The sequence below is a fragment of the Salmonella sp. A1325 genome (genome assembly GCF_056991255.1).
In genome coordinates, this window is sequence record NZ_JAMLWO010000007.1 from 186,040 (window position 1) to 200,374 (window position 14,335).

10 protein-coding genes and 1 pseudogene are annotated in these 14,335 nt (G+C 55.1%); 10 read left to right on the plus strand and 1 reads right to left on the minus strand.

Features of this window, described 5'->3' with window-relative positions:
* Positions 1-21: 21 nt before the first annotated feature.
* From msbA to NAZ64_RS15305, 6 genes and pseudogenes are all read left to right on the plus strand, one after another.
* Positions 22-1,770: a lipid A ABC transporter ATP-binding protein/permease MsbA gene (msbA, locus tag NAZ64_RS15280; RefSeq protein WP_000551246.1), complete on the plus strand. Its 1,749-nt coding sequence runs from the start codon at positions 22-24 to the stop codon at positions 1,768-1,770.
* On the plus strand, positions 1,767-2,744 hold the full coding sequence (lpxK, locus tag NAZ64_RS15285; protein ID WP_220569313.1) for a tetraacyldisaccharide 4'-kinase: 978 nt from the start codon (positions 1,767-1,769) through the stop codon (positions 2,742-2,744). Before msbA ends, lpxK begins: the two co-directional genes overlap by 4 nt.
* A 43-nt stretch (positions 2,745-2,787) precedes the next feature.
* Positions 2,788-4,016 (plus strand): annotated as a pseudogene (locus NAZ64_RS15290) (winged helix-turn-helix domain-containing protein).
* Between the two features lie 51 nt (positions 4,017-4,067).
* Positions 4,068-4,250, plus strand: coding sequence for a protein YcaR (gene ycaR, locus NAZ64_RS15295; protein WP_000350055.1), 183 nt, complete (start codon positions 4,068-4,070; stop codon positions 4,248-4,250).
* The gene (gene kdsB / locus NAZ64_RS15300; RefSeq protein ID WP_220569312.1) at positions 4,247-4,993 is read left to right on the plus strand and encodes a 3-deoxy-manno-octulosonate cytidylyltransferase; all 747 of its coding nucleotides are present in this window, start codon (positions 4,247-4,249) and stop codon (positions 4,991-4,993) included. Before ycaR ends, kdsB begins: the two co-directional genes overlap by 4 nt.
* Positions 4,994-5,203: 210 nt before the next feature.
* Positions 5,204-6,097 carry a YcbJ family phosphotransferase gene (locus NAZ64_RS15305; RefSeq protein ID WP_000436888.1) on the plus strand — a complete coding sequence of 298 codons (894 nt, stop codon included), beginning with the start codon at positions 5,204-5,206 and terminating at the stop codon, positions 6,095-6,097.
* Here the strand turns inward: NAZ64_RS15305 and elyC are convergent.
* Entirely contained in the window at positions 6,077-6,853 is a 777-nt protein-coding gene (gene elyC, locus NAZ64_RS15310) for an envelope biogenesis factor ElyC (protein WP_000899562.1), read from the minus strand. The two genes, NAZ64_RS15305 and elyC, sit on opposite strands and share 21 nt — an antisense overlap.
* Positions 6,854-6,988: 135 nt before the next feature.
* On the opposite strand from elyC, the gene cmoM reads away from it, so the two are divergent.
* From cmoM to mukB, 4 genes are read left to right on the plus strand one after another with little or no spacing between them, the layout of a single operon-like run.
* Positions 6,989-7,792, plus strand: a complete 804-nt coding sequence (gene cmoM, locus NAZ64_RS15315; protein WP_001154025.1) for a tRNA uridine 5-oxyacetic acid(34) methyltransferase CmoM — start codon at positions 6,989-6,991, stop codon at positions 7,790-7,792.
* The gene (gene mukF, locus NAZ64_RS15320; RefSeq protein ID WP_001288828.1) at positions 7,785-9,107 is read left to right on the plus strand and encodes a chromosome partition protein MukF; all 1,323 of its coding nucleotides are present in this window, start codon (positions 7,785-7,787) and stop codon (positions 9,105-9,107) included. Before cmoM ends, mukF begins: the two co-directional genes overlap by 8 nt.
* On the plus strand, positions 9,088-9,792 hold the full coding sequence (gene mukE / locus NAZ64_RS15325) for a chromosome partition protein MukE (RefSeq protein ID WP_000060024.1): 705 nt from the start codon (positions 9,088-9,090) through the stop codon (positions 9,790-9,792). Before mukF ends, mukE begins: the two co-directional genes overlap by 20 nt.
* Positions 9,792-14,258 (plus strand): chromosome partition protein MukB, encoded by a 4,467-nt coding sequence (gene mukB / locus NAZ64_RS15330; RefSeq protein WP_058214899.1) that lies wholly within the window; start codon positions 9,792-9,794, stop codon positions 14,256-14,258. The genes mukE and mukB overlap by 1 nt, the downstream gene beginning before the upstream one ends.
* Positions 14,259-14,335: the final 77 nt, after the last annotated feature.

Below are 14,335 nucleotides of genomic sequence, written 5' to 3' on the forward strand. Positions count from 1 at the left end.
CAACAAATGCTGGTTTTTTGAATGCATAACGATAAAGATCTCTCTACGTGGCAGACCTTCCGCCGACTGTGGCCAACCATAGCGCCTTTTAAAGCAGGTCTGATCGTGGCGGGCATAGCGTTAATTCTCAACGCAGCCAGCGATACCTTCATGCTATCGCTCCTCAAGCCATTACTGGATGATGGTTTCGGTAAAACGGATCGCTCAGTGTTGCTGTGGATGCCGCTGGTGGTTATTGGGCTGATGATATTACGAGGCATCACTAGCTATATCTCCAGCTACTGTATTTCATGGGTGTCAGGCAAGGTGGTAATGACCATGCGCCGTCGCCTGTTTGGCCATATGATGGGAATGCCCGTCGCCTTCTTTGATAAACAGTCTACCGGTACGCTGCTGTCGCGTATTACATACGATTCAGAACAGGTTGCCTCTTCTTCATCTGGCGCGCTGATTACCGTGGTGCGTGAAGGGGCATCGATCATCGGATTGTTTATCATGATGTTCTATTACAGCTGGCAGCTGTCGATCATCCTGGTTGTTTTAGCGCCGATTGTGTCGATTGCGATTCGCGTTGTCTCAAAGCGGTTCCGCAGCATCAGTAAAAATATGCAGAACACGATGGGACAAGTGACTACCAGCGCTGAACAAATGCTGAAAGGACACAAAGAGGTACTGATTTTTGGCGGTCAGGAAGTCGAAACTAAACGCTTTGATAAAGTCAGCAATAAGATGCGACTGCAAGGCATGAAAATGGTCTCTGCCTCGTCAATTTCCGATCCTATCATTCAGCTCATTGCCTCGTTGGCGCTGGCGTTTGTTCTCTATGCTGCGAGCTTCCCAAGCGTAATGGATAGCCTGACGGCTGGGACCATCACCGTGGTGTTCTCTTCCATGATTGCGCTGATGCGTCCATTAAAATCGCTGACAAACGTTAACGCGCAGTTCCAGCGTGGGATGGCGGCTTGTCAGACGTTGTTTGCGATTCTGGACAGCGAACAGGAGAAAGATGAAGGTAAACGTGTCATTGACCGCGCGACCGGCGATCTCGAATTCCGCAATGTGACGTTTACTTACCCGGGCCGTGAAGTGCCGGCATTGCGTAATATCAATTTGAAAATTCCTGCCGGGAAAACCGTGGCGCTGGTGGGGCGTTCCGGATCGGGTAAATCAACTATCGCCAGCCTGATCACCCGTTTCTACGATATTGATGAAGGACACATCCTGATGGATGGTCACGATCTACGCGAATACACTCTGGCCTCGCTACGTAATCAGGTGGCGCTGGTTTCGCAAAACGTGCATCTGTTTAACGACACGGTCGCTAATAACATTGCTTATGCCCGGACGGAAGAATATAGCCGCGAGCAGATTGAAGAGGCGGCGCGCATGGCCTATGCCATGGACTTTATCAACAAGATGGATAATGGCCTGGATACCATCATCGGCGAAAACGGCGTACTGCTTTCCGGTGGTCAACGTCAGCGTATCGCGATTGCCCGCGCCTTACTGCGCGACAGCCCGATTCTGATCCTTGATGAAGCTACGTCCGCGCTGGATACCGAATCTGAACGTGCTATTCAGGCCGCGTTGGATGAGCTGCAGAAAAACCGTACCTCTCTGGTGATTGCGCATCGTCTCTCCACCATCGAACAGGCGGATGAGATCGTTGTAGTCGAAGACGGCATTATCGTTGAGCGCGGCACTCATAGCGAGCTGCTGGCGCAACACGGCGTTTACGCCCAGCTACATAAGATGCAATTTGGCCAATGATTGCGCGTATCTGGTCGGGTGAATCCCCGCTATGGCGGTTACTGCTGCCGCTCTCCTGGCTGTATGGCCTGGTGAGCGGGGCGATTCGTCTGAGCTATAAGCTTGGTTTTAAACGCGCCTGGCGAGCGCCGGTACCGGTGGTTGTGGTAGGGAATCTTACGGCTGGCGGTAACGGTAAAACCCCCGTAGTTATTTGGCTGGTGGAAAAGCTGCAACAGCGTGGCGTGCGCGTGGGGGTCGTTTCCCGCGGCTACGGCGGGAAAGCTGCCGCTTATCCGCTGCTCCTGACGCCGGAGACGACAACCGCAGAAGCGGGAGATGAACCGGTATTGATTTATCAACGGACCGGCGCGCCTGTCGCGGTAGCGCCTGAACGCGCCGCGGCGGTGAAAGCGATTCTGGCGGCGCATAATGTGCAGATTATTATCACCGACGATGGGTTGCAGCATTACCGACTCGCGCGAGATATTGAAATTGTGGTGATTGACGGCGTGCGCCGTTTTGGCAACGGCTGGTGGCTTCCTGCCGGTCCTATGCGCGAACGCGCCAGTCGCCTGAAAACCGTAGACGCCGCTATCGTGAATGGCGGCGTCGCCCGGGCAGGCGAAATACCCATGCAGCTAGCGCCTGGACTGGCGGTGAACTTACGTACAGGAGCGCGTTGCGATGTGGCGCAACTGAGCAATATTGTGGCGATGGCGGGCATCGGTCATCCGCCGCGCTTTTTCGCGACGCTGGAAGCCTGTGGCGCGCATCCGCAAAAGTGCGTCCCGCTGGCCGATCATCAAACGCTCGCCCCTGCTGACGTTCAGGCGTTGGTCGGTGAAGGGCAGACCCTGGTAATGACGGAAAAAGACGCGGTGAAATGCCGTGCTTTTGCCGAAGATAACTGGTGGTTCTTACCGGTTGATGCGCGTTTGTCCGGTGAGCACCCTGATAAGCTGCTTGAACATATCACCTCGCTGGTTCGCTAGCGTACCCCAATGCTGCGGCAGTGATGAATTTATGGAGTCATGAATGTCATTGCCGTACCTTTCTCTTTCCCAGGCCCGTTGTCTTCACCTTGCTGCGCAGGGGCTATTGAAAAAGCCGCGCCGTAACGCGATGCCTGGCGATGTTCTTGCCGCCATCTCACGCATGGCGTTGTTGCAAATTGATACCATCAATGTTGTTGCACGTAGCCCCTATCTGGTGCTGTTTAGCCGTCTCGGTTCGTACCCGCAGGCCTGGCTGGATGAGGCGCTGCGACGCGGCGAGTTAATGGAATACTGGGCGCATGAGGCCTGTTTCTTACCACGCGACGACTTTAAACTTATCCGCCATCGTATGCTGTCGCCGGAAAAGATGGGCTGGAAATATCGCGCGGCATGGAAGCATGAGCACGCGGAAGAAATAGAACAGCTAGTGCGGCATATTCAGGAGCACGGTCCGGTGCGTTCTGCCGATTTTGAACATGCGCGGAAAGGCGTCAGCGGCTGGTGGGAATGGAAACCACATAAACGCCACCTTGAGGGTTTATTTACCGCCGGAAAAGTCATGGTTGTTGAGCGGCGTAATTTTCAACGTGTATATGATTTAACGCCCCGTGTGATGCCGCACTGGGATGATGAACGCGATGGACTGTCACAGCCGCAGGCGGAAAGCCTGATGCTGGATAATAGCGCGCGCAGTCTGGGGATTTTCCGTGAACAGTGGCTGGCGGATTACTACCGCCTGAAACGTCCTGACCTGAAGGGATGGCGGGAGAGCCGGGCGGAACAGCAGCAGATTATTCCGGTCGAGGTGGAAACGTTGGGGCGGATGTGGCTTCATGCCGATCTTCTTTCGCAGCTTGAACCGGCGCTAAATAACGCCTTAAAGGCGACCCATAGCGCAGTGCTGTCGCCTTTCGATCCTGTGGTATGGGATCGCAAGCGGGCAGCGCAGCTTTTCGGATTTAACTATCAGCTGGAATGTTATACGCCTGCGGCGAAGCGCCAGTACGGTTATTTTGTGCTGCCGCTATTATACCAGGGCCGTTTAGTCGGGCGAATGGATGCCAAAATGCACCGTAAAACGGGGGTGCTTGAGGTTATCTCGCTGTATCTGGAGGACGCCGCCCTGGCGTTAGTCTGCAAAAAGGAATCTGGCAGGCTATTAGCGCGTTTGCTGCCTGGCAACGGGCATCGCGCGTGACGCTGGGACAATGTCCGCCAGGCCTGTTTAGCGCCATGCGTCATGGCTGGGAAATAGACCCTGCATCATAACCGATTATGTTAATATTGAAGGATTCACAATCCGGTCCATCTGGAGGAACTATGGATCATCGTCTGCTTGAAATCATCGCCTGCCCGGTATGTAACGGCAAACTCTGGTATAACCAGGAAAAGCAAGAATTAATTTGCAAACTGGATAATCTCGCTTTCCCGTTACGCGACGGCATTCCTGTATTGCTGGAAAATGAAGCTCGCGCCCTGACATCTGATGAGAGTAAATCATGAGTTTCGTCGTCATCATTCCGGCCCGTTTTTCATCTACCCGACTGCCAGGCAAACCATTAGTGGATATTAATGGTAAGCCCATGATTGTTCATGTCCTGGAGCGGGCGCGTGAATCTGGCGCGGAACGCATTATTGTCGCGACCGATCATGAAGACGTGGCTCGTGCGGTAGAAGCGGCTGGCGGCGAAGTGTGCATGACGCGCGCCGATCACCAGTCCGGCACCGAACGGTTGGCGGAAGTGGTAGAGAAGTGCGGATTCAGCGACGATACCGTTATTGTGAACGTTCAGGGCGATGAGCCGATGATCCCGGCGGTTATTATTCGCCAGGTCGCGGAAAATCTGGCGCAGCGCCAGGTTGGCATGGCGACGCTGGCGGTGCCGATTCACAGCGCCGAAGAAGCGTTTAACCCGAATGCGGTAAAAGTCGTGTTGGATGCCGAAGGCTATGCGCTTTACTTTTCCCGGGCGACGATTCCCTGGGATCGCGACCGCTTTGCAAAAAGTATGGAAACGGTAGGGGATACTTGCCTGCGCCATCTGGGCATTTACGGCTATCGCGCGGGTTTTATCCGCCGTTACGTGAGCTGGCAACCCAGCCCGCTGGAACATATTGAAATGCTGGAGCAACTCCGTGTGCTGTGGTACGGCGAAAAAATTCATGTCGCCGTCGCCAAAGCGGTGCCCGGCACGGGCGTAGACACCGCCAACGACCTGGAGCGCGTGCGCGCTGAAATGCGTTAACATGATCCTGTTCATGATCGTCTTAGACGGTCATGAACAGCGCGGTATGATAGCGCAAAGATGAATACTCACGTTTGCTCATCAGTGGCGGTTTTCTCGTACCGTTACGATTTTCCTCATTTTTCTTTTCTTCCCTTGATCTGATACGGGTGACATCTGTCCATACGACGCTCATTATTAAAGCAGTAGCACTAATGGGGGTAATCTGGAATGGAACAGTTGCGGGCCGAACTCAGTCATTTGTTGGGTGAAAAACTTAGCCGTATAGAGTGCGTGAATGAGAAAGCGGATTCCGCATTGTGGTCATTATATGACAGCCAGGGAATTCCGATGCCGCTGATGGCGCGAAGTTTTACCACTCCCGGCGTTGCGCAGCAACTGGCATGGAAAACCTCAATGCTGGCGCGTAGCGGTACGGTGAGGATGCCGGTAATCTATGGCGTATTGACGCATGAAGAGCATCCTGGTCCGGATGTGCTGCTGCTGGAACGACTGCGCGGTGTGCCGGTCGAGGCGCCGGCGCGCACTCCGGAACGCTGGGAACAGCTAAAAGATCAGATTGTCGAAGGGCTGTTAGCCTGGCATCGGCAGGATAGCCGCGGTTGCGTGGGCGCCGTAGACCATACTCAGGAGAATATCTGGCCTTCCTGGTATCGTCAGCGGGTGGAGGTGCTGTGGACGACGCTAAATCAGTTCAGCAATACCGGCCTGACGATGCAGGACAAACGCATTCTGTTTCGTACCAGAGAATGTCTTCCTTCGTTATTTGAAGGGTTTAACGACAACTGCGTACTGGTGCATGGCAACTTCTGCCTGCGCAGTATGCTTAAAGACGCCCGTAGCGATCAGCTTCTGGCGATGGTCGGCCCCGGGCTGATGCTGTGGGCGCCGAGAGAGTTCGAACTGTTTCGCCTGATGGATAATCCATTGGCGGAGGGATTGCTTTGGCATTATCTGCAACGCGCGCCAGTGGCGGAGTCCTTCATCTGGCGGCGTTGGCTCTATGTGCTGTGGGACGAGGTTGCGCAATTGGTCAATACCGGACGTTTTAACCGTACCAATTTTGATCTGGCGGCGAAATCATTACTCCCCTGGCTTGCCTGATATGCCTTTCAGCCATTGCCAAAGTCGTCCTAATGTTTCATACCCAGCGCGATCGCTGTGCATCAGCCAGACCGGGGACGGAATTGCCCGCTCCCAGGGATTGAGCGGCGAATCGATCGCCAACTGATTCGCCGGCGCGGGAAGCGGATTCAGCCCGGCATGCTGAAAGAAAATCATCGCACGCGGCAAATGCGAGGCGGAGGTTACCAACAGGAAAGGGGCGTCGCCGATGGCCTGCTTAACGGCGGCGGCTTCTTCTTCCGTATCTTTTGGTTTATCCAGCGTAATAATATCGCTACGTGGTACGCCCAGCGACTGCGCCACCCGTGCACCGACTTCCGCCGTGCTTACCGTATTGGTTTTTGCTACGCCGCCGGTAAAAATCAGCTTTGCTCCCGGATTCGCGCGCCACAGCCGAATGCCTTCCGCCAGCCGCGGCAAGCTGTTGTTAATTAAATTAGAGCTCGGCGCCCACTGCGGGTTCCAGGTATAGCCGCCGCCGAGAACCACAATATATTCCACCTTTTGCGGACCCTGCCAGGTAGGGTAGCGGTTTTCTATTGGACGCAGCAGATGGTCAGAGACGGGTTGCAGGCTTAATAGCAATAGCGCCAGCCAACCTACGCTGATAAATACTTTTCCGGTTTTCTGAAAGCGGCTAAACCAGAGCAGCGCCAGGCCGACGCCAATCATTAGCAACATCAGCGGAAGCGGCAATAACATACCGCCAATCACTTTCTTTAGCGTAAAAAGCATCCTTTTTGGTTCCTTTTTTAACCATATAGCGGAGGATTAACGGTGATATTACACCAGACAGGTTCATTCTCGCCGCGGCTGTGACAAAATAGCGGTTTTATCAGATAACGCCTGAGCCAGCCTGTGGAGAGTCCGATGCAGGATCGCAATTTTGATGACATTGCTGAAAAGTTTTCCCGTAACATTTACGGCACGACCAAAGGACAACTGCGGCAAGCCATTCTGTGGCAAGACCTGGATCGCGTGCTGGAGGAGATTGGCGGGCGAAAACTGCGGGTACTGGATGCCGGCGGCGGCGAAGGGCAAACGGCGATTAAGATGGCGGAACGCGGCCATCAGGTGACGTTATGCGATCTGTCTGGCGAAATGATCGCCCGCGCGCGGCAGGCGGCCGAGGCAAAAGGTGTGAGCAAAGACATGCATTTTATACAATGCCCGGCTCAGGACGTCGCTTCGCATTTGGAAAGCCCGGTTGATCTGATATTGTTTCATGCTGTGCTGGAGTGGGTAGCCGATCCTGTCGGCGTATTAGAAACGCTCTGGTCAGTATTGCGCCCTGGCGGCGCGCTGTCGTTGATGTTCTATAACGCCAACGGTTTGCTGATGCACAATATGGTGGCGGGTAATTTTGACTACGTGCAGGCGGGGATGCCTAAACGCAAGAAGCGCACGCTGTCGCCTGACTACCCGCGCGACCCCGCGCAGGTGTACCAGTGGCTGGAGGCGATTGGCTGGCAGATTACCGGTAAAACCGGCGTGCGTGTGTTTCATGATTATCTGCGTGAAAAACACCAGCAGCGTGACTGTTATGAGACCCTGGTCGAACTGGAAACGCGTTATTGCCGCCAGGAGCCGTATATTAGCCTTGGGCGCTACATTCATGTCACCGCGATTAAAAGCCCGGCGCTAGCCGCAGATGCAAGGATAACCTATGAGTGAATTTTCCCAGACAGTCCCCGAACTGGTTGCCTGGGCCAGAAAAAACGACTTTTCCATCTCGCTGCCGGTAGACAGACTTTCCTTTCTGCTGGCGGTCGCCACGTTGAACGGCGAACGCCTTGACGGCGAGATGAGTGAAGGCGAGCTGGTGGATGCATTCCGCCATGTGAGTGATGCGTTTGAGCAAACCAGCGAAACCATCGGCGTGCGCGCTAATAACGCGATTAACGATATGGTGCGTCAACGTCTGCTGAACCGCTTTACCAGCGAGCAGGCGGAAGGCAATGCGATTTACCGATTAACCCCGCTCGGGATTGGCATCACCGATTACTACATTCGTCAACGCGAATTCTCTACGCTGCGTCTTTCTATGCAGTTGTCGATTGTGGCCGGCGAATTGAAGCGCGCGGCGGATGCGGCAGCGGAGGGTGGCGATGAGTTCCACTGGCATCGCAACGTTTACGCGCCATTGAAATATTCGGTGGCGGAGATTTTCGACAGTATCGATCTCACCCAGCGCATCATGGATGAACAGCAGCAGCAGGTGAAAGACGATATCGCACAACTGCTGAATAAAGACTGGCGGGCGGCGATTTCCAGCTGTGAACTGCTGCTTTCCGAAACGTCCGGTACGCTGCGCGAATTGCAGGATACGCTGGAGGCGGCGGGCGATAAGCTGCAGGCTAACCTGCTGCGCATTCAGGATGCCACGATGACGCACGACGATCTGCATTTTGTCGACAGGCTGGTGTTTGACTTACAAAGTAAACTTGACCGCATTATCAGTTGGGGTCAACAGTCTATTGATTTATGGATCGGCTACGATCGTCACGTGCATAAATTTATCCGTACCGCGATCGATATGGATAAAAACCGTGTCTTCGCCCAGCGGTTGCGCCAGTCCGTGCAGACTTATTTTGACGATCCGTGGGCGCTAACCTACGCGAATGCCGATCGTCTGCTGGATATGCGCGATGAAGAGATGGCGTTGCGTGACGATGAAGTCACCGGGGAGTTGCCGCCGGATCTGGAATATGAAGAGTTTAACGAGATCCGCGAGCAGTTAGCGGCCATCATTGAAGAACAGCTGGCTATCTACAAAACCAGACAAACGCCACTGGATCTTGGGCTGGTGGTGCGCGAGTATCTGGCGCAATACCCGCGCGCGCGTCATTTCGACGTGGCGCGTATTGTTATCGATCAAGCGGTACGTCTTGGCGTAGCGCAAGCAGATTTCACCGGACTGCCAGCCAAATGGCAGCCGATTAATGATTACGGAGCCAAGGTACAGGCGCATGTCATTGACAAATATTGAACAAGTGATGCCGGTTAAGCTGGCGCAGGCGCTGGCGAATCCGTTATTTCCGGCGCTGGATAGCGCATTACGTTCGGGCCGCCACATCGGGCTGGACGAACTGGATAATCATGCCTTTCTGATGGATTTTCAGGAATACCTGGAAGAGTTTTACGCGCGTTATAACGTGGAGCTGATTCGCGCGCCGGAGGGGTTCTTCTACCTGCGTCCGCGTTCTACCACGCTTATCCCGCGCTCGGTGTTATCCGAACTGGATATGATGGTCGGTAAAATTCTCTGCTACCTCTATCTTAGCCCGGAGCGTCTGGCCAACGAAGGGATCTTTACTCAGCAGGAGTTGTACGACGAGCTGCTTACCCTTGCGGACGAAGCCAAACTGCTCAAGCTGGTGAATAACCGCTCGACGGGATCTGACGTTGATCGTCAGAAACTGCAGGAAAAGGTGCGTTCTTCTTTGAACCGCCTGCGTCGTTTGGGCATGGTATGGTTTATGGGCCACGACAGCAGCAAATTCCGCATTACCGAATCGGTCTTCCGCTTTGGCGCGGATGTCCGCGCCGGCGACGATCCTCGCGAGGCGCAGCGTCGTCTCATCCGCGACGGGGAAGCGATGCCCATTGAAAACCATCTGCAACTTAATGATGAGACCGAAGAGAATCAGCCGGACAGTGGAGAGGAAGAATAATGATTGAACGCGGTAAATTTCGCTCGCTAACGCTGATTAACTGGAACGGTTTTTTTGCCCGCACTTTTGACCTGGATGAACTGGTCACGACGTTATCCGGGGGCAACGGCGCCGGAAAATCCACGACGATGGCGGCGTTCGTCACGGCGCTGATCCCGGATCTCACATTACTGCACTTTCGTAACACCACGGAAGCCGGCGCCACCAGCGGTTCGCGCGATAAAGGTCTGCACGGTAAGCTGAAGGCGGGCGTCTGTTACTCCATGCTCGACACCATTAATTCCCGCCATCAGCGGGTGGTGGTCGGCGTGCGTCTGCAGCAGGTCGCTGGGCGCGATCGCAAAGTGGACATCAAACCGTTTGCTATCCAGGGGCTGCCGATGTCGGTACAGCCGACACAACTGGTGACGGAGACATTAAACGAACGTCAGGCGCGCGTACTGTCGCTTGCTGAGCTGAAAGACAAGCTTGACGAGATGGAAGGCGTGCAGTTTAAGCAGTTTAACTCCATCACCGATTATCATTCGCTGATGTTTGACTTAGGGATTATCGCCCGTCGTCTGCGCTCCGCTTCCGATCGTAGTAAATTCTATCGTTTGATAGAGGCCTCGCTGTACGGCGGGATCTCCAGCGCCATTACCCGATCGCTGCGCGATTATTTATTGCCGGAAAACAGCGGCGTGCGCAAGGCATTCCAGGATATGGAAGCGGCGCTGCGAGAGAACCGACTCACGCTGGAAGCGATTCGTGTTACCCAATCCGATCGCGATCTGTTTAAGCATTTGATCAGCGAAGCCACCGATTATGTGGCGGCGGATTATATGCGCCACGCCAATGAGCGTCGGGTTCACCTTGATCAGGCGTTGGCGTTTCGACGCGAACTGTACACATCGCGCAAACAACTGGCGGCGGAGCAGTACAAGCACGTCGATATGGCCCGTGAGTTGGGCGAACATAACGGCGCCGAAGGTTCTCTTGAAGCGGATTATCAGGCGGCGAGCGATCACCTGAATCTGGTGCAAACCGCGCTGCGCCAGCAGGAAAAAATTGAACGCTACGAAGCGGATCTTGAAGAGCTGCAGATTCGACTCGAAGAGCAAAATGAAGTGGTGGCGGAAGCCGCCGAAATGCAGGACGAAAATGAAGCGCGTGCCGAAGCCGCCGAGCTGGAAGTCGATGAACTCAAAAGCCAGCTTGCGGATTACCAGCAGGCTCTGGATGTACAGCAAACGCGCGCGATTCAGTATAACCAGGCGATATCAGCGCTTGCCCGCGCTAAAGAACTTTGCCATCTGCCGGATCTAACGCCGGAAAGCGCCGCCGAATGGCTGGATACTTTCCAGGCAAAAGAGCAGGAAGCTACGGAAAAACTGCTGTCGTTGGAACAAAAAATGAGCGTGGCGCAAACCGCGCACAGCCAGTTTGAGCAGGCTTATCAGCTGGTGGCGGCGATCAACGGCCCGCTGGCGCGTAGCGAAGCCTGGGACGTGGCGCGCGAGCTGTTACGGGACGGCGTGAACCAGCGTCATCTGGCGGAACAGGTACAGCCGCTGCGGATGCGCCTGAGCGAACTGGAACAGCGGCTGCGCGAGCAGCAAGAGGCGGAACGTCTGCTGGCGGAGTTCTGTAAGCGACAGGGCAAAAATTTTGATATTGACGAACTGGAAGCGCTGCATCAGGAGCTGGAAGCCCGCATCGCGTCCTTGTCTGATAGCGTATCGTCAGCCAGCGAACAGCGTATGGCCTTGCGTCAGGAACAGGAACAGCTGCAATCCCGTATCCAGCATCTGATGCAACGCGCTCCTGTCTGGCTGGCGGCGCAGAATAGCCTGAACCAGCTTAGCGAACAGTGCGGCGAGGAGTTTACGTCCAGCCAGGAAGTGACCGAATACCTGCAACAGCTGTTGGAGCGTGAGCGCGAAGCCATTGTCGAACGCGACGAAGTGGGCGCGCGTAAAAATGCGGTTGATGAAGAGATCGAACGTTTAAGCCAGCCGGGCGGCGCGGAAGATCAGCGTTTGAATGCGCTGGCGGAGCGTTTTGGCGGGGTACTGCTGTCGGAAATCTACGATGATGTCAGCCTTGAAGATGCGCCGTACTTTTCCGCACTGTATGGCCCGTCGCGCCATGCGATCGTCGTACCGGATTTATCGCAAATAGCCGAACAGCTTGAAGGTCTGACCGACTGCCCGGAAGATCTGTACCTGATCGAAGGCGATCCGCAGTCTTTTGATGACAGCGTATTCAGCGTTGACGAGCTGGAAAAGGCGGTGGTCGTGAAAATTGCCGACCGTCAGTGGCGTTATTCGCGTTTCCCGTCGCTGCCTATTTTTGGCCGTGCGGCGCGCGAGAACCGTATTGAAAGTCTCCATGCGGAACGGGAAGTGCTTTCCGAGCGCTTTGCCACGCTCTCGTTTGACGTGCAGAAAACCCAGCGTTTGCACCAGGCGTTCAGCCGTTTTATCGGTAGCCACCTTTCCGTTGCCTTTGAGGACGATCCGGAAGCGGAAATTCGCCGACTGAACGGGCGTCGCGTCGAGCTGGAGCGCGCGCTGGCGACGCATGAAAGCGACAACCAGCAACAGCGCCTTCAGTTTGAGCAGGCGAAAGAGGGCGTTTCCGCGCTTAACCGTTTGCTGCCGCGGCTGAATTTATTGGCCGATGAAACGCTGGCCGATCGGGTCGATGAAATTCAGGAACGGTTGGATGAGGCGCAGGAAGCGGCGCGATTTGTGCAGCAATATGGCAACCAGTTAGCCAAACTGGAGCCGGTGGTTTCCGTTCTGCAAAGCGATCCGGAACAGTTTGAGCAGTTAAAAGAAGACTATGCATGGTCGCAGCAAATGCAGCGCGACGCGCGCCAGCAGGCTTTTGCGCTGGCTGAAGTCGTCGAACGTCGGGCGCATTTCAGCTATTCCGACTCGGCGGAAATGCTGAGCGGCAACAGCGATCTCAACGAAAAGCTGCGCCAGCGGCTGGAGCAGGCGGAAGCCGAGCGTACCCGCGCCCGCGAAGCGTTGCGCAGCCATGCCGCGCAGTTAAGTCAGTACAGCCAGGTTCTGGCCTCGCTAAAAAGCTCTTATGACACGAAAAAAGAGCTGCTTAACGATTTGCAGCGCGAATTACAGGATATTGGCGTTCGCGCCGACAGCGGGGCGGAAGAGCGCGCTCGCCAGCGTCGCGATGAACTGCACGCCCAGTTGAGCAATAACCGTTCGCGTCGCAATCAGCTTGAGAAAGCGCTCACCTTCTGCGAAGCGGAGATGGATAACCTGACCCGTAAGCTGCGCAAGCTGGAGCGCGATTATCATGAAATGCGCGAGCAGGTTGTGACCGCGAAAGCCGGTTGGTGCGCAGTCATGCGGATGGTGAAAGACAATGGCGTGGAACGCCGTCTGCACCGTCGTGAGCTGGCTTATCTGTCGGCGGATGAACTGCGCTCCATGTCGGATAAGGCGTTGGGCGCGTTGCGCCTGGCCGTCGCGGATAACGAACATCTGCGCGACGTATTGCGTCTGTCGGAAGATCCGAAACGCCCGGAACGTAAAATCCAGTTCTTTGTGGCCGTTTACCAGCATCTGCGCGAACGTATTCGTCAGGATATTATTCGTACCGACGATCCGGTTGAAGCCATTGAACAAATGGAGATTGAACTGAGCCGTCTGACGGAAGAGCTGACATCGCGTGAGCAAAAGCTGGCGATCAGTTCCCGCAGCGTGGCAAACATTATCCGCAAGACTATCCAGCGTGAGCAGAACCGTATCCGTATGCTGAACCAGGGGTTGCAAAGCGTCTCGTTTGGCCAGGTGAATAGCGTGCGGTTAAACGTCAACGTGCGTGAAACGCATGCCACCTTGCTGGATGTGCTTTCAGAACAGCAGGAGCAGCACCAGGATCTGTTTAACAGCAATCGTCTGACCTTCTCCGAAGCGCTGGCGAAACTGTACCAGCGTCTGAATCCGCAGATCGATATGGGGCAACGCACGCCGCAGACCATCGGCGAGGAGCTGCTGGACTACCGTAACTATCTGGAAATGGAAGTTGAAGTTAACCGTGGGTCCGACGGCTGGCTGCGTGCGGAATCCGGCGCGCTATCCACGGGTGAAGCTATCGGGACCGGGATGTCAATTCTGGTGATGGTGGTGCAAAGCTGGGAAGACGAAGCGCGCAGACTGCGCGGGAAAGATATTTCGCCATGTCGCCTGCTGTTCCTCGATGAAGCGGCGCGTCTGGATGCGCGCTCTATTGCCACGCTGTTTGAACTATGCGAACGTTTGCAGATGCAGCTCATCATCGCCGCGCCGGAAAACATCAGTCCGGAGAAGGGCACGACGTATAAACTGGTGCGTAAAGTGTTTCAGAATACTGAGCATGTTCATGTTGTCGGGCTGCGTGGCTTTGCGCCACAGCTTCCGGAAACGCTTCCCGGTACGCGGACGGAAGATACGCCTTCAGAAGCGAGTTAAACACGGCAGAAACGATGAAGTGCCCGATGGCGCCTCGCTTATCAGGCAAGGCCGGATAAGTCGGTTACGCCGCCATC